This window comes from Myceligenerans pegani (genome assembly GCF_014892515.1).
Taxonomy (GTDB): domain Bacteria; phylum Actinomycetota; class Actinomycetes; order Actinomycetales; family Cellulomonadaceae; genus Myceligenerans; species Myceligenerans pegani.
Genome location: NZ_JADBGR010000087.1, coordinates 74,430 through 100,108, shown reverse-complemented (window position 1 = coordinate 100,108; position 25,679 = coordinate 74,430). Strand labels below are relative to the sequence as shown.

Sequence of the window (25,679 nt, the reverse complement as noted above, 5' to 3'; positions counted from 1 at the left end):
CCTCAGGGCAGGACGAACTGCGAGAACGAGACCGATCGGCCGGCGACGGTGATCTCACCGCGCAGCGGGCCGTACTCCTGAGCGCGGAAGCGCAGGTTCGTCTCGACGCGGTCGGCGCCGTCCGCCGCGAACACCAGCACGAGCCCGCCGGGCACGGCCCTCTGCTCCACGGGCTGGGGCGAGATGCCCTGAAGATCGACGCCACCGGGCCACGTCCCGGCGAGCTCGACGGTGACGGTGCCGTCCGAGACCGCCTCCGGTCCGAACGCCAGGGTCATGCTGTCGTCGGACTCGTGGTGCGTGACCCGGTCGAACGCGACCGTCACGACGCCGTCGGCACTCTCTCGCTCGGTCCAGCTCAGCGGCCCCGCACCGAGCAGACCGGCCAGGGCAGCCACGACGACCAGCACGAGCAGGACCGTGCCGCCGTGCTGCCACCTCCACTCACGGCGCTGGAAGCTCTCGTCCTGCTCGATGTCCAGACCCACCGGCTCACCTCGGCTCACCTGTCGCCCGTCCTGACCCCTCCTCCAATGTGGCCCTCATCGGCCTCGCTCGCACGCGGGCGAGCTGCTCAGGATGCGTCCGCACGGGTCGTGCCCTCGGTTCGTCGGGCGCGGGATCGCGGCGCCTCCCGGAGTACTGCCGCCGGGCGGAGCCAGGTGGCGGTCCGCCAGACCCATTCGACCGGGCCGTAGACGAACCGTGCGAGCCAGAGACGGCTCAGCACGGACTGCGCCGCGATCACGGCGACGGACAACAGCAGGACGGGCGTCACGGTGGTCATGTGCCCGAAGTCCACGACCCGTGCGGCCAGCGCCATCACGATCGCCGCGGCGACGTAGTTCGTCAGGGCCATGCGGCCCAGCGGCTCGAACACAGCCACGATCGCCCGCCGGGCGGGCGTGCGCCACAGCAGCGCCAGGCCGGTGACGTATCCCACGGCCATCACGAGACCGGCGATCCCACCCGGCGTCGTGAACCGGGGATCGCCTGGCGCACTCAGCTGCCACCACAGCGCCGGCAGCGTCGCCACGGCCGCGAGGGCGAACCCGACCGCGACGCCCCGGGTCGAGGTCTCCAGGAGACGCGGCAGGCCGTACGCCGCGGCGCCTGCCCCGAGAAGGATGAGCCCCGGAGTGGCGGCAAGCCCTCCGCCGAAGAGCGCGTACGACACCACCGTGAGAAGGACGCCGGCCCCGAGAGTCGCCCAGCGCGGAACGAGCGCCACGACCGGCAGCACCACCAGGCCCAGGACGCTGTACTCCAGGAGGACATTGCCCGGGTAGACCAGTGCGAGGATCCCGCCGAGGACTGCCAGCCCGACCAGCCGACGCACCATCACCAGCCACGGGTACCGGGCACGCCCGCGGGCGCCGTCGAGCACGATCCACAGGCTGACGCCGAACAGGAACACGAAGATCGGCACGAACCGGGTCTGCACCGTCAGGTAGAGCGCATCCTGCACGGGATCGGGCACCACGGCGGCGCCCTCCATCGCTCTCGTCATGCCGAGTTCCGTGATGTCGATCGAATTGACCAGCAGGATGCCCAGGACCGCGAAGCCGCGCAGCACGTCGAGGAACTGCCAGCGCGGTCGCGAGCCGGCCGGCGTGGAGACCGTGCCGGCCACCGAAGGAACCGCGCCGGTCGTTGAAGAAGCTGTACTCATGGCGGCAATTCGACCAGCCGAAGCCACGACCCCACGTCACCCCACGGGACCATGTCCGCCGACGCCGCATCCGGGTAAACCCTGGTGCCCGGCGTGGGGCGACACCGGATCCTGCCATCGAGGCGGCCCGCCTCCACCGTGCACCCACATCCGCGCTCGCACTCGCGGCGGTGGGACTCAGGCTTTCAGACGGGTGTCAAGTCGCGGTCGGCGAGGACTGCCCGCAGACTGGCTTGGGGAAAGGACCACATCGTGGATGAAAGGCGATCATCATGCGATCTCGGAAACCTGCCGCCGCGCTGCTGACGCTCGTTCTGGCGGCAGTCGGCCTCGCCCCTGTCGCGGCCCCTGCGGCGAGCGCGGTCGAGCCGACGTCCCGGGTCACCGATCCGGTGACCCGGGAGGAGTACCCCGGCAGCGCACGCCCGGACTACTTCCAGTCCTCGGCGAACACCGGTCGTATCGCGACGGACAAGTCGGTGTTCGGCGACGACACGTCGTCGATCCCGGGCCCTCCGCTGGATCTTGCCGACGACGAGTTCGCGGTGGCGTTGTCAGCCCTCGGCTCGACCCGGCGTGTCACCGGCGAGGAGCAGGTTCCGATCGATGTCTCGCTGATCCTGGACAACTCCCGCTCGATGGTGCAGTGCACGGATCAGGCCGGTGCCCCCGCCGACGGGTACTGCAACGACCAAGGGAACTGGCAGGGATCGCGCGCGTTCGCGATGGCCCGTGCCGTGGACGAGGCGATCCGGATCATCGCCGAGGACTTCGAGGAGAACAGGATCGCCCTGGTGGAGTTCGGCACCCAGTCCAGCGTGCTGCAGCCCCTGGGACCCGCCCGGACGATCCCGGGCAGCGACCGGTACGTCGACATCGGGTTCACCGGGACGAACAACGGCCAGATGAGGCTGTACGTCGGCAACCAGACCCTGCTGGTCGGCGGCACCGAGGGCAACCTCGGCACGTACCAGAGCACGAACATCCACCGCGGCCTCGCCGCCGGGATGAACCAGCTGGCGACCCAGGACCCGGACGACGTGACCGGCGAGAACCAGCGCATCCCGAACGTCCTCCTGTTCTCGGACGGCGAGCCCACCCTCTCCGCGGCCCAGGCGCAGTGGTGGAACCCTGGTCTCAGCGGCACCAACCAGGGGCCAACGGTTCCGGGGCAGAACCAGTTCTACGGCAACGGCTTCCTCGCCGCGCTGACCGGATCGCTGCTGAAGAACCAGATCGACGACGTGTACGACACCCACCCGGAGATCGACGCGGGAAGCCACGTCTACACGGTCGGCCTGGGCATGGGTGCCCTGACGACGAACGGCCGCGATCTGGCGGTCGCGACCCTCGATCCCCGGCACGAGCTGGACACCGCGAACCCCATGGCGCAGCGGTTCGCCGGTGCGTTCACGACCTACTCGGAGTCCGGCAGCGTCTCGGTCGCGGTCAACGGCACCAACAACGGAGCCACCCCCACCCAGTACTTCCAGGTGTCCCGCCCGACCGGTGACGCCGCCGCCTACGACCCGACCGACCTGCGCTACAACGACGAGTACTACGCACCTGTCACGGAGCAGGATCTCATCGACGTCTTCACCGGGATCGCGCAGCAGATGGTGGACGCCGCGCCGAGCTACCCGATCGACCTCGAGGGTGCGTCGCCGGCGGCGTCCGGCTACGTGACCTTCACCGACTCGACCGGCGCCTTCATGGAGGTCACGGACGTCGACCGCATCACCTTCTGCACCGTGCGCGAGGGCGCGGAGACCCCCAGGGACTGCACCCCGCGGGTGTTCACCCAGCACGAGGCGTCGACGGACGGGAACACCACCACCTACACGTTCGCCGGCGAGTACCAGCCGAACAGCATCCACCCGCCGACCCCGCTGGCGAACATCCGCATCACGGTGAAACGGTCCGACGAGCTCGCCGTCGGCGATCTCGTGACCGTCCGCATCCCCGCCGCGCTGCTGCCGCTGCGCTACGCGCAGGTCCACGAGGACGCGGACGGCAACCCCGAGACCATGTCGGTGACGATGTCGCACCCGGTGAGCGTCTACTACACGAGCACCCCGAAGCCGGGGGTCACCGACGCCCTCGCCGACCCGCTGTCGTTGAACACGGACGGCTCGCAGGACGGCACCGCGCTCGCCCAGTACGTCCGCGACCACACCGTCGACGGCCAGGTGCGCTTCTACGCCGACGACTGGGACTCCGCCGCGGCCGCCGCCGGCGGCACGGACCTGGCCCGGACCCACGCCTCGTTCGTCCCGGCCGAGGACAACCGCTTCTACCGGTTCGCCGAGCCGACGACGATCTACACCGGCGACAGCGCCACGCAACCCCTCCTCGCCTCCGAGTGGGACGCCCTGGCCGACGACGCCACGCTCTCGTTCCAGAACGTCGTCTACCGCCAGCAGGGCTCGCCGGACGACGTCGTCAAGGAGCTCCTTCCGCTCACGACGACGAAGGCCGCCCTGGAGCTGGCAGGTTTGGACCCCGGAACCGACGTGGTCGACGGCATGATCACGGCGCCCACCGGGATGCCCGACTTCTCCGGCCGGGCCGCGAACCTGGACCACGTCAAATGCGACGACCTGCAGTGGGACGACGACAACCTGCCCTTCTGCGGCGACCCGGACGGCGGGGCCGCCACGCTCGCCGTCGCCGGCAACCACACGGCGACCGACGACTGGGTGCGGCGCACCACCTGGGGTGCCGACTCCGGCGCGGTCACCACCGCGGTGCGCGCCGCGCTGGGCAACAACGGCTTCCTCGAGTACCCGGTCCCCGGGAGCCTGAGCATCACCAAGCGCGTCGAAGCCGCGGCGGGGCTCGCCCCGGACCCCGCCACCGCGTTCACGTTCCGGGTGGACCTGGCAGGCCCTGCCGCCGAGGGGACGTACCCGTACGCCGTGTACGACACGGACGACCCGACGGTCCCCGTACGTGAGGGCGAGATCTCCGACGGCGGCACCCTGACCCTGCTCGCCGAGCAGACGGCGGTCGTGCTCGGCCTGCCCGACGGCACCGCCTGGACCGTCACCGAGATCGACCCGCCGCCGGGATACTCCACGGCTTCCGACAACCCTCAGTCAGGCGCCGTCACCATCCCGCAGGAGACTCCGGCCGAGGCCGAGTTCGTCAACGTTTACGGTCCCGAACCCGCGAGGATCGAGGACGGGCCCACCGTGGAGAAGGTGTTCGAGGGCCGCCCCTGGCTGGCAGAGGACACCTTCGACGTCCAGCTCTGCCCCGCCGACGACGCCGATGACTGCGAGACCGTGACGCTCGGCCCGGCGACGCCCAGCGCATCCTTCGGATCGCGCACGTTCGACGCCCCGGGCACGTATACCTTCGCGATCCGTGAGGTGCCGGGCAGCGCTCCCGGCGTCAGGTACTCCGCGGCGGAGTACGAGTGGGAGGTCGAGGTGACCGACACGGGAACCGGGCAGCTCACCGCGGCCCCCACCCTGACCAGGGTGCGCGACGACGCGGGCGACGAGGCCGAGGGCGAGGCCGCGCTCGCCGTCTTCACGAACGCCTTCTCCGCCGAGGCCACCACCGTGTCTCTCGGGGCCAGGAAGCTCGTGGACGACCTCACCCGGCCCGACGCCGGACTCGTCGCCCCGGAGCACGAGCACACGTTCCTCTTCCGCTTTCTCGGGGCCCAGGGCGACGCGCCGCCAGCTCCGACCTTCGACGGACGGCCCGAGACGACCGTCACGACCACGGCCGGCAACTCGCAGGTGACGGCCCCTGGCCTGACCTTCACCCCCGACCACGTCGGCTCCACGTACTACTACGTGGTCACCGAGGTCGACGGCGACCTACCGGGTGTCACCTACTCCGACGCCGCGTTCGTCCACCGCCTGACCGTGACCGCCACGGGCGACCCGGCTGCGGTCGACGTCGGCACCGCGGTGTGCCGGACGACAGCGACCGACCTCGGCGACGCCCCCGACGGCGGCTGTACGGACTTCGGCCTGAGCGCCTCGGACGTCGAGTTCGTCAACGAGTACGATGCCGCCCCCGCGACCGCGGACATCGAAGGAACCAAGGTCCTCACCGGACGCCCCTGGACCGACGGCGACGAGTTCACCTTCGGGCTCAGCCCGAGCGGGGACGACACCGAGGCCGCCGTCGGAGCGGGGACAGTGGTACTGCCCGACCCGGCCACCGTCACCGTGGACGCCACCGACGCCACCGGCGACGCGGCGCCGTTCGCCTTCGACGAGATCACGTTCACCCAGCAGGGAAGGTTCCAGTTCCGCGTGGAGGAGGTCCTGCCGGCACCGCCGGGCATCGCACCGGACCGGCACTGGTTCGTCGTCGACGTGACGGTCACCGACGAGGATCTCGACGGCCGGCTCGAAGCCACGGCCACACCGGTCGACGGCGAGGACTCGGCCACCTTCACCAACCGGTGGACCGGCTCGATCACGTTCGCCTCCCTCGACCTGCTCAAGGTGCTCGACGGGCGCGAGCTCGCGCTCGGCGAGTTCGAGTTCTCCGTGATCCCTGCCGATGAGGCGTCGGCAGTGCTCGCAGGGATCCCGTCCGGCGGCATGACGGTGACCAACGGCCAGGACACCGACGGCCCCGGGCTGACGCACGTGCTCCGCGGCCTCGTGGTCACCCAGGACGACCTGGACCAGGCATACACCTACACGGTGTCCGAGGTCGGCGGGGACCTCGGCGGCGTCACCCACGACCCGACCGTATGGACCGTGACGCTCGTACCGACCTTCGTCCCCGAGACCGGCGAGCTGGACATCGTGACGACGGTGAGCGACGGGCAGGAGGAGACCACCTTCTCCGCCCTGGCCGGCGAGACACCGCAGATCACCTTCCGGAACGAGTACACGGCCGGACCCGGCACCGCGACGCCGGAGTTCTCGAAGACCGTGACCGGTCGTGACTGGCTGCCCGGGGAGACGTTCACCTTCGAGATCGAGGCGGTCACCGAGGGCGCGCCCCTGCCCGGGAGCACGACCGTCACCGTCGCCGAGGACCAGGCCGGCTCCTTCGGCTTCGGGCCCATCGAGTTCACCGAACCCGGCGAGTTCGTCTACCTCGTACGCGAGGTCGTCCCCGACCCGCCCGCGGAGGACATGCAGTACGACGCCGCCGAGGCGGAGGTCACCATCACCGTGACCGACGACGGCACCGGCACGCTCGCGACACAGGTCGAGTACGACGGCGACGAGAACTTCGTCAACGTCTACCAGCCGCCGACGGTCCCGGGGGCCGCGGTGATCGAGGGCACCAAGGTGCTCACCGGGCGTCCCTGGGCCGAGGGCGACGAGTTCACGTTCGCGCTCACCCCGGGCGACGACGAGACGGCCACCGCGGTCGAGGTCGGCGCGGTGATCCTGCCCGACCCGACCACGGTCACCGTGACGGCGTCCGACGCGGCCGACGACGGGTCGGCCCCGTTCGCGTTCGCCCCGGTCACGTTCACCGTCCAGGGCACATATCGGTTCCAGGTCGCCGAGACGCGACCTGAGACACCCCTACCGGGAATCGAGTACGACGACCACACGCTCGTCGTCGAGGCCACCGTCACCGACGAGGACCTCGACGGCCGGCTCGACGCCGAGACCGCCGTCGTCGGCGACTCGGACTCCGCCACGTTCACCAACGCCTACGAGAGCGGGCCGACACCGACTCCCACACCGACACCGAGTCCCACGGAGCCCGGCCCCGCTCCCACCGAGCCCGGCCCCGCTCCCACCGGGCCACCGCCGACGGACCCGAACCTGCCCGTCACCGGAGCGATGATCACCGGCACCGCCGCGATGGCCTTCCTTCTGCTCGCCCTCGGTACGCTTTTCCTGAGGTTCCGGAAGGCGATGGAACGCTGACCACGACACGCGCCGGCGGTGCAGGCCGGCGGCGAGGCATCGACCATCTCGGTCGGCGGCGACGGGCACAGAGGAGCGGCATCGTGCACACCATCTCCGCCGGCAGGCAGCGGCGAGTTCTTGTCGTGGCCATCCTGGCGTCGTTCGTGTCGTTCCTCGACGGCACGGTCGTCAACGTCGCGCTGCCCGCGATCGCGGATGAGCTCGGCGGCCCCGGCGCGGCCGGGCTGGCGCTGCAGCAGTGGGTGGTGGACGCCTACCTCATCACCCTCGGCTCGTTCATCCTGGTCGCGGGGTCGTTGTCGGACGTGTACGGCCGCCGCCGGGTGCTGGCCATCGGGCTCGGGGGCTTCGCCCTCGCGTCGGTCCTGTGCGCGCTGGCGCCGACCGGGCCCGTGCTGGTGCTCGCCCGGGCACTGCAGGGCGTGGCCGGCGCCCTGCTCGTGCCGAGTTCGCTCGCGCTGATCATCTCGACCTTCGAGGGCGAGGCGCAGGGCCGAGCGATCGGGCGATGGACGGCGTGGACCGGGACCGCGATGATCGTCGGCCCGTTCATCGGCGGCGGGCTCGTCGACCTGATCTCCTGGCGTTGGGTGTTCTGGATCAATCTGCCCGTCGTCGTCCTGACCCTCGCGATGCTGCGGGGCGTCGCGGCGTCGGACACCCGGACGGGGCGGCACATCGACGTGCCGGGAGCCACGCTGGCCGCTGTCGGGCTCGCCGCCACCGTGTTCGGGCTGATCGAGGCGATGTGGTGGATGGTCGCGGCGGGGGCGGCGCTGCTGGCGGCGTTCCTGTGGTGGGAGCGGCGGTCGCGGGATCCGATGCTGCCCCTGCACCTGTTCGCCGCACGGAACTTCGCCTGGGGAAACCTGGCGACGGTGGGGGTCTACGGCGCGCTGGCGTTCGGCGGGTTCATCCTGACGCTGTTCCTGCAGCAGGTCGCCGGGTACAGCGCCACCGCCGCGGGCGTGGCGCAGCTGCCGGCGACCCTCGCGATGCTGTCCCTGTCGACGTGGTTCGGCACCCTGGCGGCCCGGTACGGCGCACGATGGTTCATGACGGCCGGGCCGCTCGTGGCCGGCGCGGGCTACCTGCTGATGCTCTCGATCGACTCGGACGCCGACTACGTGACCCAGGTCCTTCCCGGTCTGCTGGTGTTCGGGCTCGGGCTGGCCATCACCGTCGCGCCACTGACCGCCGCCATCCTCGGCGCCGTGCCGTCCGACGACGCCGGCATCGCGTCGGCGGTGAACAACGCGGTCTCCCGGGTCGCCGGCCTGGTGGTCATCGCGCTCGCAGGCGTCGTCACCGGCGGCGTGCTGGACGTGCTCACCTTCCACCGCGCGCTGCTCGTGACCGCGGCGCTGCTCGTCGCGGGCGGAGTCGTCAGCATGCTGGGGATCCGCGACCCGAGCCGAGGCGACCGGTCGACCAGCACGGTCACCGAGGCGGCGTGAACCCGCCTCGGTCCCGGCCCTCCTCAGGCGCGCCCCGGCTCCCCGGAGTCATCGGCCTGGTCGGCGAGGTGGCCGAACAGGACGTCGGTTCCCGAGGCGCACGGCTCGACCACGACGTCGGGATCCCCACGTCGATGAAGGCCACGATCGGCGGTTGACGCAGGTGGTTCGCGAGCAGGCCGATGAGGGCGGCGACCGCGAGGATCGCGGCGAGGAGCGGGAAGCCGTCGGCGCTCATCGGGCCGTCACGGTTCCACGAGCCCGGCCCGGATCGCGTACCGGGTCATCTCGGTCCGGTCCCGCATCCCGAGCTTGGTCAGGATGTTGGCGCGGTGACGTTCCACCGTCTTGTGGCTGATCACGAGTTCGGCGGCGATCTGACGGGAGGTGTGGCCCTCCGCGATGAGCTTGATGACCTCCTCCTCACGCGGCGTCAGCACGGCACGGGGCGCGCTGTCCCCCCGGCGCATCCGCTCGAGGAAGTCGCCCACGAGCGTGCTGGTCACCCCGGCGTACAGGAACGGTTCGCCGCGCATGGCGGCGTGGCAGGCCTCCACCAGATCCTCGTCCGCGGCCGACTTGAGCACGTACCCGCTGGCGCCCGCTTTGAGTGCGGCGAAGAAGTACTGCTCGTTGTCGTGCATCGACAGGATCAGCGTGCGCACGCCCGGGACGCGACGGGAGATCTCCCGCGCCGCCTGGAGCCCGGTCAGCCGCGGCATCGAGACATCGAGCACGGCCAGGTCCGGGCGCACCGAGCGGGTGAGCTCGACCGCCTCGGCTCCGTCGGACGCCTCCGCCACGACCTCCAGGCCGGGCTCGGCCTCCAGGATCCGGCGCACACCACTGCGCACGAGCGTGTGATCGTCGGCCAGGAGAACGCGCACCGTCACGGTTCGGCCCTCCGCGGCAGAGGAAGGCTGAGCCGCACCTCCGTACCCGAGCCGCCGCGACGGTCCTCGCGGGCACGCACGTCCAGCACACCGCCGACCATCCGGGCGCGCTCCAGCATTCCCTGGATCCCGGCGCCCATCGCACCCCGGGGAATGCCGACGCCGTCGTCCACGACCCGCAGCACCAGGCGTCCGTCGGAGAGGGTGAGACCGAGGTCGACGCTCTCGGCCCGCGCGTGGCGCACCACGTTGGTCAGCGCCTCCTGCGCGACACGGTAGATCACCAGCTCGGTCGCGGAGGGCAGGTCCGGTACCGAGGTGGGCAACCGGCGTCGGACACGGGGCCCGTTGCGCGCCGACGTCGCGCGGGCGAGGCCGGCGAGCGCGCTGATCAGACCCAGATCCGTCAGGTCGCCGGGCCGCAGGCGCTGAGCGATGCGGCGCACCTCCTCCAGGCTCGCGCGGGTCGTGCCCCGCAGTTCGTCGAGCTCGGCGCGTACCGGCTCCGGGGCGCTGTCCATGGCGTGCCGAAGACCGAGCAGGACCGCCGTCAGGCTCTGCCCCACCTCGTCGTGCAGTTCCTGGGCGATGCGCTGCCGCTCCGCCTCCTGCGCCCGGAGTGCGCGGGCGGTGCTCGTCGAGCGTTCCAGCTCCAGCCGTTCCAGCATCGCGTTGAACCCGCGGACCAGAGGACGCGCCGGGCCCGAACCGTCCTCGTCCAGGCGCAGCCCGGGGTGCCGCAGATCGATCTGGCCGGTCACGGCGGTGAGCCGGTCGAGCGGGCGGAGCACCGTGCGCAGCAGGGCGCCGTTGAGGAGCACGATCACGGTCAGCCCGAGCAGGAGCACGACCAGTTCGGACAACAGCGGCTGCGCCGAGACCGTGGCCGGCGACAGGGCGAGGGCGAGCGTCCCCAGCAGGAACACCGCGCCGTTGATCAGGCAGACACGCCAGAACAGCGGCATCGAGATCCTCCGCATGCCATCCAGCCTCTCAGATCATCACGCGCAAGAGATGAGGGACAGACCCCATTGTCCGCCACCATCTCAGCCGGGAAATCATGGTGCATGGATCTCGCGACTCTCCCGGCCGCCGGGGCGCTCGTCCGTCGCGCCAGGCCCGACGGCGTCCTCGACGTCCCCGTGGGGTGCGTACGACGTACCGGGCCGCGCGCTCACCGTGGTGCGCGCGGCGCTCGACGACGGATCACGGCGCGACGTCGATGACGTCGTCGCAGGCGTCCAGGAAACGCCGCAACAGGTGGAGGAACTGCTCACGGTCCGGGCCGAGCGCGTCCAGCGTGCGCCGGTAGGTGCCGAGGGTCGCATCGAGGTTGCGCTCGAACTCGCCGGTGCCGCGGGGGGTCGCGGTGAACCGGTACGGCGTCGCGGGGCTGTCGCGCTCCCGGGTGAGCAACCCCGCGGCGAGGGCGGCGTTGACCTGACGGTTCGCGGTCGACTGCTCCAGGCCGAGCCGCTCGGCGATCTGCCGCAGCGTGCGGGGCTCGCCGTCACCGAGCAGCCACAACAGCCTCATGTCCGCGGTACCCAGGCTGGCTCGCTGACCGAGCGTACGCCGGTGCCGGTCGAGCTCGGCGAACATGCCCGCGAGCTTCCGGGCGTCGTCTCCCGTCCGTTCCGCTCGCGATGCGGCCATCGTCCTGTCGCCTCCTGGTTGTCGCGATCCCACCCGCTGTGTATTCTACATATACTCTAGCTTGTGTAACTTACATACCCGGCTCGTCCGGGTGAGAGGACGTCGATGATGGCTGGAACCCCGCCCCGTCGCACCACCGATGCCCCGGTGTCCCACCCGCTGCTGGTCGTGATCGTGCTGGGCTTCTCCAGCCTGTGCGCGGCGCTGATGCAGTCACTGGTGATCCCGATCCAGGCCGAACTGCCGACGCTGCTGAGCACGAGCGCGAGCAACGCGTCGTGGGTGGTGACGGCCACGCTGCTCGGAGGCTCGGTGGCGATGCCGGTGGCCGGCCGGCTGGCCGACATCCACGGCAAGAAGCCGGTCATGGTCGTCTCCGGCGTCGTGCTGCTGGCGGGATCCGTGCTGTGCGCGGTCTCGGATCACTTCCTGCTCGTCGTGGCCGGGCGGGTGCTGCAGGGAATGGCCATGGGGTACATCCCGGTCGCGATCAGCATGGTCCGGGAAGTGACCCCGCCCACGATGACGAATACCGCGCTGTCCGCGGTCAGCGCGACGCTCGGCGTCGGCGGCGCGCTCGGCCTGCCGCTGGCGGCCTGGATCGTGGAGAGCTTCCACTGGAGCGTGCTGTTCTGGCTGTCGGCCGTCCTCGCCGTGATCGTCGTCGCGCTGTCGGCGACGGTGCTACCGCACCGGAAGAGCGAGCACCCGGCGCGTCTCGACCGGCTCGGGGCGATCGGTCTCGCCGTCGGCCTGGTGGGCGTCCTGGTCGGTGTCACGAAGGGCAACGACTGGGGATGGAGCCACCCCGGCACGCTGGGCGCGATCCTCGGCGGTGCCCTCGTGCTGCTGATCTGGGGGCACTACGAGATCCGCCACGACGACCCCCTGGTCGACCTGCGGACGACCGCGCGGCTTCCGGTGCTGTTCACCAACCTCGCCGCCCTCGCGATGGGGTTCGGGATGATGGCGCAGTCCATCGTCGTGCCGCAACTGCTGCAGTTGCCGGAACGGACCGGCTTCGGGCTCGGGCAGTCGATCATGCAGACGGGCCTGTGGATGGCCCCCGCCGGCGTCATGATGCTGCTGTTCTCCCCCGTCTCCTCGGCTCTGCTCACCCGCCTGGGCGGGCGGATCACCCTCGCGATCGGCGGCACGGTGCTCGCCGCCGGCTACATCGTGGCCGTGTTCATGATGGATGCGCCGTGGAAGCTCACGCTCGCGATCTGCATCGCGTCGGCCGGCGTCGGCATCGGCTACGCCGCGATGCCGAGCCTCATCATGCAGAACGTTCCCCGCGACGAGGCCTCCTCCGGCGTCGGCGTCAACACCCTCATGCGCTCGATGGGCAGCACCACCGCCGGAGCCGTCATGGCGATCGTTCTGACCAGCCGGACGATCACCCCCGTCGGCGGCGGGACCGCCGTCCCGTCGCCCGACGCGTTCCAGACCTGTTTCGTCGTCGGAGCCGCCGCGGCACTCGTCGCCGTCGCCCTCACCCTCCTCATCCCCCGCAGGCCCCGCCCCCTGGAGATCCCGGCCGAGCCGGACGAGACGGCCGAGCACACGAGGACGATGGCGACCGCCGACGCCTGACCGGTCCCGTCAGCAGCCTGGAGGCAGGGTCGGGTGACGACGGCGGAAGTTACGCCGAGAGGCGGCACCATCTCCACGATCGAACTCACCGCGGTCAAGGACGCCGAGCGGTTCGTCCGACCGTCGGTCGAGGTGAAGGCTCGCTTCGATCACGGCCTTCCGGCGCCGGTTCCCTGCCGCGTCATGGAACGAGGTCCCGCAGCCTCGTGACGGTCGTGACCGCCGTGCGATGCCGGAGTGCGAGCCAGCCGTGTCCGACCGCGGCGGTGCAGTTGTCCCGGTCGTCGTCGACGAGCATCGTGCGGGTGTGCGCGGGCGCCGGGAGGATCGTGTCGGCGTGGCGGTAGATCGCGGGGTCGGGCTTGGCCAGCCCGATCTCGTGGGAGCGGACGACGGCGTCGAAGACGTCGATACCGGTGAGCATGCGGGTGCGGTGCGGTTCCCACTCGGCGACGCTGTTGGTCAGGAGCCCGATGCGGATGCCGCGGCTGCTGAGGCGGCACAGTTCGGCGACGACGGCCCGGTCCAGCGGCCGGTCGGCGTACCAGAGTTCGTCCCAGCGGCCCAGGTCGGCGCGCGGAACGGTCGTCAGGTGGGTGGTCAGGCGGCCGGCCCACTCGCGCTGGGAGAGGATTCCGAGTTCGAGCGGGGCCAGGCGGCCCCGCAGGCCGAGTTCGCCCGCCACGCGGTCGGCGGCCCGGGCGAGTTCGGGCCACGGGACGCCGCTCGCCGCGGCGACCCGGGCGGCGGCGTCGGTCACGGGTGGTGTGAGGACACCACCGAAGTCGCACCACAGGACGCTGACGGGTCCCATGGCGGGGACCGTGCCGGTTTCGGGGCCCGTCGTGTCGTGGCCGCTCATGGCAGGCGCCGCCCGTCGGGCCCGAACCGGTGCAGGCGCGCGGCGGGGACCGTGACGCGCGCGGTGTCTCCTGGTTCGAGCCAGGACTCGCCTTCGCGCTGCACGAGGACGAAAGTGCCGTCGGGCCCGGCGCAGCGCGCGTGCTGCCCGTCGCCGGTGAACTCGCACGACTCGACGACGCCGTCGACGAGGAACGCGCCCGGCGGGACGCCGTCGCGGTGCGTGGCCGATCGCCCGTCGGCGGGGCGCCAGCCGATCCGGACGCCGTCGCGGTCGTGCAGGTTCATGCGTGGCGTGCCGAGAAACGTGGCGACGAGTTCGTTGCACGGGTGCCGGTAGAGCTCGCCGGGGTTGCCGCTCTGGGCCACGGTGCCCTGGTCCATGACGATCAGGTGTGTCGCCATCGACAACGCCTCGTGCTGGTCGTGCGTGACGAGGACGAGGGTGGTGCCGAGCTCGCGATGCAGGCGCCTGATTTCGGCACGGGCGGAGGCGCGCAGCTGAGGGTCGAGCGCGGACAAGGGCTCGTCGAGCAGCAGCAGGGCGGGCCGTCGCACGATCGCGCGCGCGAGCGCGACGCGCTGGCGTTGCCCGCCGCTGAGCTGGGCCGGGCGTCTGTGCAGCAGGTTGTCGAGACCGAGGAGGGCACAGACCTCGCCGACCCGGGCGCGGATCTCGTCCCTGCCCGGTCCCGAGCGGCGGTGATGCCGTGCCTGCAGGCGCAGGCCGAAGGAGATGTTGCCCTCGACGGTCATGTGCGGGAACAGCGCGTAGTCCTGGAACACCATGGCCACGTCGCGTTCGCCGGCGGCGCGGGCGGTCACGTCGTCGCCGGCGATACGCAGCGTCCCGCTGTCGGGGGCGTCGAGGCCCGCGATCATGCGCAGGATGGTCGACTTGCCGCAGCCCGAGGGGCCGACGATCACGGTGAGTGAACCGGCCGGTACCGCGAGGTCGACGCCTGCGAGCGCAAGTGTGGTCCCGAAGGTTCGGGTGACGCCGGCGAGCTCGACGTGCGGCGGCGCCGGCGTCCGGTCGGAGGGCCTGGACGCCGAGGGCAGGAGGGCGGTCATCGTAGTCCCGAGGTGAGGAAGGCGTCGGTGATCCGGCGCGAGGCGGCGAGATAGACCAGGACGATGGGCAGGCTCGTCAGGGTGGCGGCGGCCAGCAGGCCGCCGTAGTTGATGCCCTCGGCGGTCTCGAACTGGGCCAGTCCGACCTGCACGGTGGTGTGCAGTGCGTCGGGGGTGACGAGCAGCGGCCAGAGGTACTCGTTCCAGGTGGTGATGAACACGAGCACGCCGAGCGCGGCGACGGCGGGGCGCAGCCCGGGCAGCACGACGTGCCACAGGAGTTCCGCCGGGCGGGCGCCCTCGAGGCGGGCGGCCGCGATGAGTGAGGGTGGTAGCGCCTCCACGTGCTGCAGCAGGACGAGCACCGCCAGCGCCGAGGAGCCGAGCTGCGGCACGATGAGTCCCGCCTCGGTGTCGAGCCAGCCGAGCCGGGCGGTGAGCAGGAACTGCGGCACGATGAGCGCCTGCGGCGGGATGGCGAGCGAGACCGTCGTGAGCCCGAGCACGAGCGGGCGGGCGCCGGGGCGGAAGTAGGCGAGGGCGAAGGCCGCGAGCACAGCGATCACGAGCTGTCCGACGGCGACTCCGGTGGCCATCACCGCGGTGCGGCCGATCAGTTCACCGGCCGGCCACCGGGTGAGGACGTCGGCGTAGTTGTCCAGGGTGGGATGCGCGCTCAGGGGGGTGGTGGTGAACACCTCGTTCGCCGGCTTGAGGGAGGTGAGTACCGCCCAGAGGAGGGGGAACGCCGTCAGGGCGCACAGCGTGCCCAGGGTGAGGTGCCAGCCTGCGACGGCGAGACGGACCCGGTGGCGGCGGCCCAGGGTGGAGTTCTCGGCCGGCTCACTCATACCGGCGTCCCCTCCGGGCGAGCACAGCGGCCGTGCCCACCACGGCGAGGGCGGCGAGCACGAGCATCGCGGCGGCCGAGGCCGGTCCGATCTGGAAGAACCCGAAGCCGAGGGTGTAGATGCGGTAGTACACGGAGTCGGTGGCGTTGTCGGGTCCGCCCTGGGTGAGTACCGCCACGTTGGTGAACGTCCACTGGCCGGCGAGGACGAGGCTGAGCAGCGCGAGGACGACGGTCGGCCGCACGAGTTGCGGCAGTACCACGAACCGGAGGGTCTCCCAGGCGGTCGCCCGCTCCAGGCGCGCGGCCTCCAGCAGGCGCCGGTCCAGGCCGGACAGGGCGGCGCCGTAGAGCAGCATGTTGAACGCCGTGACGCGCGCGGCCGTGACGAGCACGATGGTGACGAGGGCGGTGGAGGGGTCTCCGAGCAGGTCGACCGGTGGCAGGCCCACCGCCCGCAGTCCGATCGCGAGCAGGCCGTTGAGCGGGTCGAGCAGGAAGCGCCACGCCACGGCCACCGAGACCGGGGCGACCATGACCGGCAGGAAGAGCAGCGAACGGTAGGCGACCGCCGCGCGCCCCGGCCGCATCCAGAGCATGGTGGCCACGACGAGCGGCACGAAGGTGGCGAACGGCAGCAGGGCGAGCGCGTAGAGGACCGTCTGGCCGGCCGAGCGCAGGAAGTCGCCGTCGGCGAGCAGCGTCCGGAAGTTGTCCGGTCCCGCCCATGTCGGCGTGTCCGTGAGGCTCCACTCGGTGAAGCTGAGCACGAGGGTGATCAGCGCCGGGCCGTAGATCCACACGCCCAGGGCGGCGAGCAGCGGTGTGAGGTAGGCCCAGCCACCCGGCTTCCCACCACGGCCGCGGCGTGTGCTGCCGCCGCGCCGCGGTGGGGCACCCCGCATGGAGGTGCCCCACCGGGTGGTCGTGGCGGCGGTCATTCGGCGCCGACCAGTTCCCGGAGCCGGTCCGCCGTGTCGGCGAGCGTGGTGCGCACGTCGGCGTCGCGGAGCACGATCGGCTCGATCGCGTCGTCCTGCAGCAGCACGACGGCCTGATTGGCGCGCGGTCCGTCGAACGACTGGTACGGGCTCACCGTGTCGAGCTGCTCCAGCGGCGGGACCAGGAGGTCGTGCTCCGCGAAGTAGTCGCCGAGGTACTCCGGGTCGTCCACGATGTCGGCGCGCAGCGGCAGGTACCCGATGTCCTCGGTGATGATCGTGTATCCCTCCTTGCTGGTGAGGAACTTGACGAACTCCCACGCCGCGGCCTGCTTCGCGGGGTCCTCGCTCAGCACGACCAGGCCCGCGCCGGAGAAGGTCGGGCGGGCGTCACCCGTGCCGAACGCCGGGAATCCCCCGCTGCGCAGCTCGAACGCGCCCTCGGCGGCGGCCGCCAGCTGCCCGGAGGCCGCCGTGCTGACCACGAACATGCCCATGTTGCCGTTCGCGAAGTCGGCCAGGGCGTCCTCGATGCCAACGGCGGGCTGCAGTCCGTCCGCCGTCAGCCCCTGCACGGCCGCCAGGCCCGCGACGGCCTCCGGCGAGTCGAGGCCGACCCCGCCGTCGGCGGTCACGAGCGAGCCTCCGGCCGAGTTGATCACCGACTGGGTGACGTAGTCGGACTTGGCCGAGTCGACGATGCCGAAGTAGACGCCATGGTGGCCGGCCTCGACGATCGCCTCCGCCGCGGAGCGCACCTCGTCGATCGTGGCCGGCGGGTCATCGGGGTCCAGGCCCGCGTCGCGGAAGAGATCGGCGTTGTAGAACAGCGTCGGCACGGAGACGGTGTAGGGCAGTGCGCGCACCTCGCCGTCGGACGTGCCGGTGGTGAGGAACGCCTCGTCGATGCCCTCGACCGAGGACTCCCATTCGTCGCCGGCGATGGATTCCAGGGGCTGCACCGGCAGGGTGTCGAACGACTCGGCGAGCTTGCTGTAGCCCATCTGCACCACGTCGGGCGGCGACCCCGCGGCGACGGACGCCTTCGTCTTGGTCAGCACGTCGGCCGTGGCGACGGCCTGCGGTCGCACGGTGATCTCGGGATGCAGCTGCGCGAACCGGTCCAGCAGCTTCTGGGTGCCCTCACCCGCCGCGCCCTGGGTGCCGTAGTTGTACGAGCTGAACGTGATGGTCGTCGTGCCGGTCTCGGCGTCGGACGCGTCGGACGACGTCGAACAGGCGGTCAGGCCGAGCAGTGCGCCGGCCGCGAGCGTGGCGACGCCCGCGCGGAGGAGGCGGTTCATGCGGAGACCTTTCGGGTCGGGGTGACCGGGATGCGATGGCCTGGATCGGCGATCCGGACCGGTCCGCCGAACTCGCTCGCCGCGCGTTCGCGGTGCCACTCGAGCTCGAGCGGGTCGGCGGAGGTGAAATGGGTCAGGACGAGTTCCCCGACGCCGGCGTCCGACGCCGCGCGCCCGGCCTCCCGAGAACTCAGGTGCCCGTGTCCGCTGCGGTCGCTCTCGCGCAGCGTGCACTCGCTCAGCAGCACTCCCGCGCCTTCGGCCAGGGCGGGCAGCGCGTCGGTGACGCCGGTGTCGCCCGTGTAGACGAGATCCGCCTGCGGCGACCCCACACGGATCCCGCAGTTCGGCGCCGCATGGCGCAGCAGCTCGAACCGGAGCGTGAGGTGTCCGACGTCGACCGTCTCGCCGGGCTCGTACTCGTGGACCGCGAACGCGAGCTCGAACGCGCGATCGAGCAGCGGATGCGTCGTCACCGGGAACAGCGCGGCCAGCGCACCCAGCACGTCCGCCCCGCCCCGCGGCACGAACAGCGGGGTCCGTGGCACCGACTCGTCGATCTCCAGCTCCGCGCTCTCGTCGGCGCGGCGCAGGCGGCCACGCAGCACCAGCTTGCCCAGCGGCAGCAAGTCGTACACGTGGTCGGAGTGCAGGTGGGTGATCGCCACCGCGTCCGGCAGCCGGCCTGGGCTCACGGCGCCGATGCGCAGCGCCGTGCCCGGGCCCGCGTCGAGTTGCAGGGTGACGCCACCGTCGCGCACGAGGTAGCCGCTGCTCGCGCGGCCGCCGTCGGGCATGCCGGCCATGATGCCGAGGGGGTGCAGATCCATGGGGCGCTCTCGTCCGGAGGCGCCCTTCTCGGCGCCGCTCGGCACCCATGCTCGGCGGCGCCTCCGCGCCGCATCAACGGCCGGTTCGCTATCGACCGATCGGCTGGAACGATCGATGCGCGCGGGCACTACGCCACCTCGCGCACCGTCTCCGCCAGACGCACGAGCTGCGCCACCACTCTGTTCACCAGAGGTTCGTCGGCGGACTCGTTCCAGGCGACATGGATCGGTAGGACCGGCTCCGCGGGGACCAGCCGGAGCACGCGCATGCCGTTGGCGCGGTTCTGCTCGGCGCGCGGCAACGAACAGAACCCGATCGCGTCACTGGTCTCGAGCTCCAGGAGATAGCCTGACAGGTCGGTGGTGCTCGGCGACCGCGGCAGCCGCGTGCCGTGCACCGCCGCGGTGGCCACGACGGCGTCCTCGATGACCCGGCTGCCGCCCTCGTAGCCGGTCATGGCGTGGTACCCGAGCAGTTCGTCGAACCGCAGACGGTCGCGCTCGGCCAGCGGATGCCCCGGACGCACGACCGCGACCACGGGGACGTCCAGGAGATGACTGCTGGCGACGCCCGGCACCGCGACCGGCCCGTAGACGAGCGCGAGGTCGAGATCGCCCCGGCGCAGCGCGCGCAGCTGATCCGGCGAACTCATCTCGCGGAGCATCGTGGTCAGGCCCGGCTCCTGCGCCCGCAGGTCCTCCAGCAGAGGGAGCAGCAGGAGACGACTCGCCGGGTAGTTGGTGGCGATGCGCAGTGCCCCGGAGCGCCCGGCAGCGACCTGGCGAGCCCGGTCCACCGCACGGTCGGCGGCCGACAGGACACGTTCGGCCTCGACGAGGAACACCTTGCCCGCCGGCGTCAGACGCACCGAGCGCGAACTGCGGTCCACGAGCCGCACCCCCACGTGCGCCTCCAACCGCTGGAGCTGCTGGCTCACGGACGCCTGTGCCAGGAACAGACGCTGCGCGGCCCGCCCGAAGTGCAGTTCTTCGGCGATGGCACGAAAGATCTCCAGCTGGCGCAACTCCATGGCGCTGCCATGCAAGCGCACCGCCCTGAACGCCAGGAGACGTCCGGGTGACGAGAAGTCTTGCAGGGCCCGAGACAATCTCTCTTGACCGGTACAGTCAATCGCCGTACTGTAGCGGTACAGAAGAACGTCGGGACAGCCACCGACACCACGGCACCGAGGGGAAGCCACCGCCATGAGCCACGAGCCCGTCATGTCGCACCTGGCCGTCGACGCCGTGCGCCGGCACGTCGGCAGCGCCCGCCCGGGCGCCCCTGTCGTCCCCGAGCGCAGGCCTCGACGCCGCTCCGACGCCGCCCGCTCGAAGGCCGCCGGAGCCCTGCGCCGGGCGGCCGAGTGGATCGAGCCGAACCGGGAGCCACGTCCGCAGTGCGCCTGAGCGCCGCTCGCTCGTCGCGTCATACCTCGCGTCATACTTGGTCTCTGATGGCCAAGGTGACCCTGCAGTCGATCGCGGACAAGGTCGGCGTGAGCCGCATGACCGTGTCCAATGCCTTCTCGCGCCCGGACCAGCTCTCGTCCGAGCTGCGCCGGAAGATCCTGGACACGGCGGCCGACCTCGGCTACGTCGGCCCGGACCCGGCCGCGCGGGCGCTGGCCCGGGGGCGCACCGGATCGGTGGGCATGCTGATCAACGGCCGGGTCGGCGAGGCGTTCGCGACGGACGGGTCGTCGGACCTCGAGCTGCTGTCGGCCGTCGCCGACGAGTTGTCCGCCCACGGCATGGCGGTCACCCTGCTGACGCCCCAGCTCGACGAGAAGTTCTTTCCCGCGCGGGACGTCGCCATCGACGCCGCCATCGTGTACTCGTGCAACGCCGAGACCTCCGGCCTCGCGGAGCTGCAGCAACGCGGGATCCCGATGGTCACCATCGACGAGAACCCGCGCCCCGGGATCCCGCCGGTCAACATCGACGATCGCGGCGGTGCCCGTGCTGCCGCACAGCACCTGGTCGACCTCGGCCACCGGCGCGTCGGGATCCTCGCCCTGCAGGACGCCGAGAAACCCGGCGCCGCCGACGACCTCTCCACGATGTCGGTCGAGTACCCGGAGTCCGAACGGATGGCCGGCTGGCGCGAGGTCCTGGATGCCGCGGACGCCGAGGTCGTGACCCGGCTGGCACCGCTGGCGCCCCGGTCCGTCGCGGCCGAGGTCGCCGCCGACCTGCTGGACCAGGGCGTGACCGCCGTCCTGTGCTTCTCCGACGTCTTCGCGCACGGCGTGCTGACCACCGCGGCCGCCCGAGGCCTGAGGGTGCCCGACGACGTCTCCGTGGTCGGGTTCGACGACACCGAACTCGCCGCCGCGCTGAACCCGCCGCTCACGACCGTCCGGCAGGACGTCGCGGCGAAGGGCCGCGCCGCGGTCACCACGCTCGTCGCGCGGCTGGCAGGGCAGGCGCCCGAGGCCGTCGTCCTGCCCACGGAACTCGTGATCCGCCGTTCGACGACGACGGCCCGCCCCGGCCGCCAGGCCGACCTCCCATAGGCGGGTGTCACCACTCCAGCCTCACGTCACGGTCCGGGACGCAGCCGCAGCTGTGTATGTTGCGCGGCTTCGCCCGTGACCCCACCCCCTCCGGCACGGGCGGGCCGCCGCGCCCGCCGTGGCGCGGATCCGGCGTCGAGCCTTCTTCTCCGCCTGGCGCCGCGTCCCCGCTCCGGGACGCGGACGCCGGAGCCTCGCCCGCCCCCGTCGGGCGAGGCTTCCCGATGTCAGGACTCCTCGCCGTCGCGCGCGCCGCGCGCTGCGGACACCTCTCTCCCCTGTCCCATGCGTCCAGTTGCCCGGGCGCCTCGTCCTGCCCGCGTTCGACGAGCAGATCTGCCAGCCATCGCAGGTGTGCCCCCACAACTCGATAGTGAACCCCATTCACCCGAGTCGCCACGGGAGCGAGGGTGAACCCAGGGGTGAATCGTTGACGTCGAACGCCCGTACGCCTCTTGGGGGTTCGACCAGGGCGGCGCCGGCCTCCTCGCGCATGCTCACGCCGGCGCCAGGACTCGACCTCCTTCTCGCCGGGCTCACCTGACGGCGCGGCGCCCCGCGTCCCGACGCCTGGCGTTCACCTTCGCCCACGATGATGGGCGCGTGCCCACCTCGGAGTCACCACACAGGTCCGGTCCCGTCACAGCGGCGGCCTGCCTCGGCCCTACTTCGGCCTGCCCGTTCGGACCTGCGCCGTCGATCTCACCTCCAGGCGTCGGAGGCCCTCTGAAGCGCGATCTCCGCGACTCGGTCGGGTGATCCCGTGCAGCACGAGTCGTGGGACGTCGAGCAGCGAATAGACCCGCAACGTTCCCGACGCAGCGGGCAAGCAGGCGCGTACGCTCCCTGGATCTTCGGCACAGGACTCTTCGGCGCGATGGCCTGGGTGACCGCAGCACTCGACGGTGGCGCCTTCATCCTGATCCCCCTGATCCCCGCCGCCCTGTGCGCGTTCATCGTGATCGGCGGCCTCGTCGTCGGGACCCGCGACGCCGCCCTGTGGAGCGTACGCAACCTGCGGGCGGCGCTTGCCAGGCCAACGCTCACCCTGCACGGACGAGCCGTCGAGAAGCGCCGCGTCCACGACGGCGCCGTCGTACGCACCGTGGTCGCGAAACACGCGAGCAACGACCACTACATACACGTGCGATTCCCCGCGCACACCCGCCACCCGCGGCTCGGCCCCGGACCGGTCGAACTGGACCTCTTCGCAGGCACGAAGGTAGCGGGGCCCGGCCGGCTTCGTCAGCGGTCACGACTGACGATCCTCGTTCCCGAGGTCGTCCTCGGCTCCCGCGTAGCACCCGAAGCCCCGGCCATCACGGACGACACCGAAGGAGCCGACGACGCGGTCTGGTCGGGCGACGACGGCTGGGAAGCCGACATCTCCCCTCCACGCCACGACCGGCCCGACGACACGGACCTCGACATGGACGCGGACTGACGCCACCCGATCCGGCGCCGCACGCCCTCCCGCGTCGCTCACAGCACGGACCGGGCGCGTCATGTCGCGCGACGGCGTCCACAGCGGCCGGACGGCCTGGCTCGGGGCAGCATGTGACCCAGCTCACACGACAACCTTTGCGTCAACCCGTTTGACGCTTCTAGCGTCCACATCAATCGGTTGACGTCAATCGTTGGACGTCGACGACGTGAGGACGACGAGGGAGACGTCATGCTGACCATGCGGGACATCGCCGACGAACTCGGCGTGTCGGTGTCGACCGTCTCGCTCGTGCTCAACGACCGGGACCGGGGCCGGGTTCGTCGCGAGATCGCCGATCAGGTCCGCGCGCGGGCGGAGGAACTGGGCTACGTGCCCAATGTCCTGGCACGAGGTCTGAAGACGAAGAAGTCCCACACCCTGGGACTCCTGGCGGACCGGGTCGCCACGGTGCCTTTCGGCGGTCACATGCTCGCCGGTGCTCAGCGGGCGGCGTGGGAGCTGGACTTCCTGCTCATGGTCATCGACACCGACGGGAACCGGGCCATGGACGGTCCGGCGACGCAGTCGTTCCTGCAGCGCGACGTCGAAGCGCTCATCATCGCGGCCGACTTCCATCGCGAGGTCTCGGTACCGGCAACGCCCCGCCACCTTCCGACGGTCGTCCTGGACGGCTGGCCGGACGACCCCGCGAGGGCGGACGGAGTCGTGCCCGACGAGCGCGGGGGCGGTCGCACCGCCACGGAGCGTCTTCTGGCCGCCGGGCATCGTCGCGTCGGGATGCTGACCGTGGAGGGCGACACGTACGTGGCCGCGGCCATGCGGCGCGAGGGTTACGAGGACGCCCTGCGTGACGCCGGCGTGGGCACCGACCCCGCACTCGTGCACAGCGTGCCCGAGCCGTCGACCCGTGCCGCGATCCCGGCGGTGCGGGAGGTGCTCACCAGCGCCGATCGGCCGACCGCCCTGTTCTGCTTCTCCGACCAGATCGCCCTGGCGGTGTTCCAGGTCGCCGCGACACTGGGCATCCGCATTCCCGCCGATCTGTCGGTGGTGGGCTTCGACAACCAGCAGTTCGTCGCCGATGCGACGCTGCCCGGGCTGACGACCGTGCAGCTGCCCCACTACGAGATGGGTGCCTGGGCGGCACGCCGCGCGATCTCACGTATCCGTGGTGGGGCGGACGAGCCCACCACGGTCGAACGCATTCCCTGCGGACTCGTCGAGAGAGAGTCCGTCGCCCCACCGCGCGACCGCGCCTGATTCCCCGCCGGCCCACCGGCCGGCGTCTTCCACCCGCCAGATGTCAGAGAACACCAGCAAGGAGGCTGACCCATGCATTCCCCCCGACTCCTACGACCACGACGATCACGACGCCGAACCGCCTCGGCACTCACCGGGGCCATCGGCCTCACACTCGGCCTCACCGTCGCACTTACCGCCTGTGGGCAGACCGGGAGCTCCGCGGGCAGTGGTGACACGCTCACAGTGCTCCAGTACGAGAACCCCCGGTCCGCGCAGGGTCAGGGGTGGGCCCGGGCGGTGGAGATCTTCGAGGAGGAGCACCCCGGCGTCACCGTCGATCTCCAGACGACGAGCTTCGACGCCATGCGGCAGAACGCGAAGATCACACTGTCCGGCGCCGACGTCCCCGACGTCGTCGAGTTCAACAAGGGCAACGCCGACGGCGGTCAGCTAGCCGCTCAAGGGCTGCTGGACCCGCTGACCGAGCAGGTCGAACAGTTCGGCTGGGACGAGAAGGTCACCGGCTCCATGGCGTCGTTCGCTCGCTACGACGAGAACGGCAACGCCGGCTCGGGCGAGTGGTACGGAGTCCCGAACATCGGGGAGTACGTGATGCTCTACTACAACAAGGAGATCTTCCGCGGGGTCGGGATCGACGAACTCCCCACGAGCGTGACCGAGCTCGAAGCTGACATGGACGCGATCCTCGAGGCGGGCTACACGCCGATCTCGAGCTCGGCGTCCACGAGCCAGGGCTTCAACCAGATGTGGGTCTGGTACTCCCTGGTGTCCGCCGAGGCGAGTCGGCAGCAGATCGACGACTTCATGTTCCTCTCCGGCGACGTCGACTTCGACGCCGAGCCGTGGCGCTCGGGTACCGAGAGGTTCCAGGAGTGGATCGAGAAGGGCTATGTCGGAGAGGACCTCGCCGGCCTGAACTTCGAGCAGGCGACCGTCAACTTCCTCCAGGGCGACGCCGCGATGCTCATCTGGAACAACGGCGAGTTCGACCGCATCGCCAACGACTCGGGCTTCGAGTGGGGCTACTTCACGATGCCCGGCGCGAACCTGACCATGGGCTCCTCAGGGCACCTCTGGGGGGTGCCGGCCAACGCCCGGAACAAGGAACTGGCCTACGACTGGATCGAGACGACCCTGAGCCCGGAGGTCCAGAACCTCATCGGCTCGAAGGGCGGGCTCCCGCTGGCGGGCGACACCGACACCATCGACGACCCGCTGATCCGTGACTTCACGGCCCGGTTCGACGAACTAGTCGCCGGCGACGAGTTCTCCTTCTATCCCGACTATCCCGTGCCCGGATTCCTGGACTTCATCCAGGAGAACATGCAGGCGATGTCGAACGGCAACCAGGACGCCGACGGCTATCTCACCGACCTGCAGGCCTTCTACGACGAGGGCAAGGCCTTCCAGACCGGTCAGTGACGGTCGTGGTGGGGGCCGCTC

The 25,679-nt window shown here is 71.2% G+C and carries 20 protein-coding genes; 8 read left to right on the top strand and 12 right to left on the bottom strand.

The window, feature by feature from the left end; all coding sequences use genetic code 11:
• Window positions 1–2: 2 nt before the first annotated feature.
• Window positions 3–488 carry a hypothetical protein gene (locus IIE03_RS13190; protein WP_192863224.1) on the bottom strand — a complete coding sequence of 162 codons (486 nt, stop codon included), beginning with the start codon at window positions 486–488 and terminating at the stop codon, window positions 3–5.
• Between the two features lie 86 nt (window positions 489–574).
• Entirely contained in the window at window positions 575–1,672 is a 1,098-nt protein-coding gene (locus tag IIE03_RS13185; RefSeq protein ID WP_192863223.1) for a DUF418 domain-containing protein, read from the bottom strand.
• A 272-nt stretch (window positions 1,673–1,944) separates the two neighbouring features.
• Here IIE03_RS13185 and IIE03_RS13180 point away from each other — a divergent pair, with 272 nt between their 5' ends.
• Together IIE03_RS13180 and IIE03_RS13175 are read left to right on the top strand one after the other, a co-directional pair.
• Window positions 1,945–7,542 carry a Spy0128 family protein gene (locus IIE03_RS13180; protein ID WP_192863222.1) on the top strand — a complete coding sequence of 1,866 codons (5,598 nt, stop codon included), beginning with the start codon at window positions 1,945–1,947 and terminating at the stop codon, window positions 7,540–7,542.
• A gap of 83 nt (window positions 7,543–7,625) precedes the next feature.
• The gene (locus tag IIE03_RS13175; RefSeq protein WP_318842966.1) at window positions 7,626–9,002 is read left to right on the top strand and encodes an MFS transporter; all 1,377 of its coding nucleotides are present in this window, start codon (window positions 7,626–7,628) and stop codon (window positions 9,000–9,002) included.
• 245 nt (window positions 9,003–9,247) lie between these two features.
• Here the strand turns inward: IIE03_RS13175 and IIE03_RS13170 are convergent, their stop codons facing one another.
• From IIE03_RS13170 to IIE03_RS13160, 3 genes are all read right to left on the bottom strand, one after another.
• On the bottom strand, window positions 9,248–9,895 hold the full coding sequence (locus IIE03_RS13170; protein ID WP_192863221.1) for a response regulator: 648 nt from the start codon (window positions 9,893–9,895) through the stop codon (window positions 9,248–9,250).
• Window positions 9,892–10,875 carry a HAMP domain-containing sensor histidine kinase gene (locus IIE03_RS13165; RefSeq protein ID WP_225997708.1) on the bottom strand — a complete coding sequence of 328 codons (984 nt, stop codon included), beginning with the start codon at window positions 10,873–10,875 and terminating at the stop codon, window positions 9,892–9,894. Before IIE03_RS13165 ends, IIE03_RS13170 begins: the two co-directional genes overlap by 4 nt.
• Window positions 10,876–11,101: 226 nt before the next feature.
• On the bottom strand, window positions 11,102–11,551 hold the full coding sequence (locus IIE03_RS13160) for a MarR family winged helix-turn-helix transcriptional regulator (RefSeq protein WP_192863220.1): 450 nt from the start codon (window positions 11,549–11,551) through the stop codon (window positions 11,102–11,104).
• A gap of 108 nt (window positions 11,552–11,659) precedes the next feature.
• Here IIE03_RS13160 and IIE03_RS13155 point away from each other — a divergent pair, with 108 nt between their 5' ends.
• Window positions 11,660–13,147: an MFS transporter gene (locus tag IIE03_RS13155; protein WP_192863219.1), complete on the top strand. Its 1,488-nt coding sequence runs from the start codon at window positions 11,660–11,662 to the stop codon at window positions 13,145–13,147.
• Window positions 13,148–13,328: 181 nt separating this feature from the next.
• Here IIE03_RS13155 and IIE03_RS13150 read toward each other — a convergent pair whose 3' ends face one another.
• The 7 genes from IIE03_RS13150 to IIE03_RS13120 form a co-directional block, all read right to left on the bottom strand.
• A complete protein-coding gene (locus tag IIE03_RS13150) occupies window positions 13,329–13,961 on the bottom strand; it encodes an HAD family hydrolase (protein ID WP_192863218.1) in 633 nt (210 codons plus the stop codon).
• A 44-nt stretch (window positions 13,962–14,005) separates the two neighbouring features.
• Window positions 14,006–15,082 (bottom strand): ABC transporter ATP-binding protein, encoded by a 1,077-nt coding sequence (locus IIE03_RS13145; protein WP_192863217.1) that lies wholly within the window; start codon window positions 15,080–15,082, stop codon window positions 14,006–14,008.
• Window positions 15,079–15,933, bottom strand: a complete 855-nt coding sequence (locus IIE03_RS13140; protein ID WP_192863216.1) for a carbohydrate ABC transporter permease — start codon at window positions 15,931–15,933, stop codon at window positions 15,079–15,081. The genes IIE03_RS13145 and IIE03_RS13140 overlap by 4 nt, the downstream gene beginning before the upstream one ends.
• Window positions 15,926–16,873, bottom strand: a complete 948-nt coding sequence (locus tag IIE03_RS13135; protein ID WP_225997707.1) for a carbohydrate ABC transporter permease — start codon at window positions 16,871–16,873, stop codon at window positions 15,926–15,928. The genes IIE03_RS13140 and IIE03_RS13135 overlap by 8 nt, the downstream gene beginning before the upstream one ends.
• The gene (locus tag IIE03_RS13130) at window positions 16,870–18,177 is read right to left on the bottom strand and encodes an ABC transporter substrate-binding protein (protein ID WP_192863215.1); all 1,308 of its coding nucleotides are present in this window, start codon (window positions 18,175–18,177) and stop codon (window positions 16,870–16,872) included. The genes IIE03_RS13135 and IIE03_RS13130 overlap by 4 nt, the downstream gene beginning before the upstream one ends.
• Complete coding sequence (locus IIE03_RS13125; protein ID WP_192863214.1) at window positions 18,174–19,007, bottom strand: MBL fold metallo-hydrolase; 834 nt, start codon at window positions 19,005–19,007, stop codon at window positions 18,174–18,176. The genes IIE03_RS13130 and IIE03_RS13125 overlap by 4 nt, the downstream gene beginning before the upstream one ends.
• A gap of 128 nt (window positions 19,008–19,135) precedes the next feature.
• Complete coding sequence (locus tag IIE03_RS13120; protein WP_192863213.1) at window positions 19,136–20,038, bottom strand: LysR family transcriptional regulator; 903 nt, start codon at window positions 20,036–20,038, stop codon at window positions 19,136–19,138.
• Window positions 20,039–20,213: 175 nt separating this feature from the next.
• Here IIE03_RS13120 and IIE03_RS13115 point away from each other — a divergent pair, with 175 nt between their 5' ends.
• The 5 genes from IIE03_RS13115 (at window position 20,214) to IIE03_RS13095 (ending at window position 25,658) form a co-directional block, all read left to right on the top strand.
• On the top strand, window positions 20,214–20,417 hold the full coding sequence (locus IIE03_RS13115) for a hypothetical protein (protein ID WP_192863212.1): 204 nt from the start codon (window positions 20,214–20,216) through the stop codon (window positions 20,415–20,417).
• Between the two features lie 47 nt (window positions 20,418–20,464).
• Window positions 20,465–21,526 carry a LacI family DNA-binding transcriptional regulator gene (locus tag IIE03_RS13110; RefSeq protein ID WP_192863211.1) on the top strand — a complete coding sequence of 354 codons (1,062 nt, stop codon included), beginning with the start codon at window positions 20,465–20,467 and terminating at the stop codon, window positions 21,524–21,526.
• 886 nt (window positions 21,527–22,412) lie between these two features.
• Window positions 22,413–22,970, top strand: a complete 558-nt coding sequence (locus IIE03_RS13105; protein ID WP_192863210.1) for a hypothetical protein — start codon at window positions 22,413–22,415, stop codon at window positions 22,968–22,970.
• A gap of 231 nt (window positions 22,971–23,201) precedes the next feature.
• Window positions 23,202–24,233 (top strand): LacI family DNA-binding transcriptional regulator, encoded by a 1,032-nt coding sequence (locus IIE03_RS13100; protein ID WP_192863209.1) that lies wholly within the window; start codon window positions 23,202–23,204, stop codon window positions 24,231–24,233.
• Between the two features lie 225 nt (window positions 24,234–24,458).
• Window positions 24,459–25,658: an ABC transporter substrate-binding protein gene (locus tag IIE03_RS13095; RefSeq protein ID WP_318842965.1), complete on the top strand. Its 1,200-nt coding sequence runs from the start codon at window positions 24,459–24,461 to the stop codon at window positions 25,656–25,658.
• Window positions 25,659–25,679: the final 21 nt, after the last annotated feature.

Excerpts from the sequence above, each read along its gene's own strand:
- IIE03_RS13135 (WP_225997707.1), bottom strand. The coding sequence starts at position 16,873 with ATGACCGCCGCCACGACCACCCGGTGGGGCACCTCCATGCGGGGTGCC.
- IIE03_RS13185 (WP_192863223.1), bottom strand. The coding sequence starts at position 1,672 with ATGAGTACAGCTTCTTCAACGACCGGCGCGGTTCCTTCGGTGGCCGGC.
- IIE03_RS13150 (WP_192863218.1), bottom strand. The coding sequence starts at position 13,961 with ATGGGACCCGTCAGCGTCCTGTGGTGCGACTTCGGTGGTGTCCTCACA.
- IIE03_RS13145 (WP_192863217.1), bottom strand. The coding sequence starts at position 15,082 with ATGACCGCCCTCCTGCCCTCGGCGTCCAGGCCCTCCGACCGGACGCCG.
- IIE03_RS13155 (WP_192863219.1), top strand. The coding sequence starts at position 11,660 with ATGGCTGGAACCCCGCCCCGTCGCACCACCGATGCCCCGGTGTCCCAC.
- IIE03_RS13120 (WP_192863213.1), bottom strand. The coding sequence starts at position 20,038 with ATGGAGTTGCGCCAGCTGGAGATCTTTCGTGCCATCGCCGAAGAACTG.
- IIE03_RS13180 (WP_192863222.1), top strand. The coding sequence starts at position 1,945 with ATGCGATCTCGGAAACCTGCCGCCGCGCTGCTGACGCTCGTTCTGGCG.
- IIE03_RS13125 (WP_192863214.1), bottom strand. The coding sequence starts at position 19,007 with ATGGATCTGCACCCCCTCGGCATCATGGCCGGCATGCCCGACGGCGGC.
- IIE03_RS13130 (WP_192863215.1), bottom strand. The coding sequence starts at position 18,177 with ATGAACCGCCTCCTCCGCGCGGGCGTCGCCACGCTCGCGGCCGGCGCA.
- IIE03_RS13160 (WP_192863220.1), bottom strand. The coding sequence starts at position 11,551 with ATGGCCGCATCGCGAGCGGAACGGACGGGAGACGACGCCCGGAAGCTC.
- IIE03_RS13115 (WP_192863212.1), top strand. The coding sequence starts at position 20,214 with ATGAGCCACGAGCCCGTCATGTCGCACCTGGCCGTCGACGCCGTGCGC.
- IIE03_RS13110 (WP_192863211.1), top strand. The coding sequence starts at position 20,465 with ATGGCCAAGGTGACCCTGCAGTCGATCGCGGACAAGGTCGGCGTGAGC.
- IIE03_RS13140 (WP_192863216.1), bottom strand. The coding sequence starts at position 15,933 with ATGAGTGAGCCGGCCGAGAACTCCACCCTGGGCCGCCGCCACCGGGTC.
- IIE03_RS13100 (WP_192863209.1), top strand. The coding sequence starts at position 23,202 with ATGCTGACCATGCGGGACATCGCCGACGAACTCGGCGTGTCGGTGTCG.
- IIE03_RS13165 (WP_225997708.1), bottom strand. The coding sequence starts at position 10,875 with ATGCGGAGGATCTCGATGCCGCTGTTCTGGCGTGTCTGCCTGATCAAC.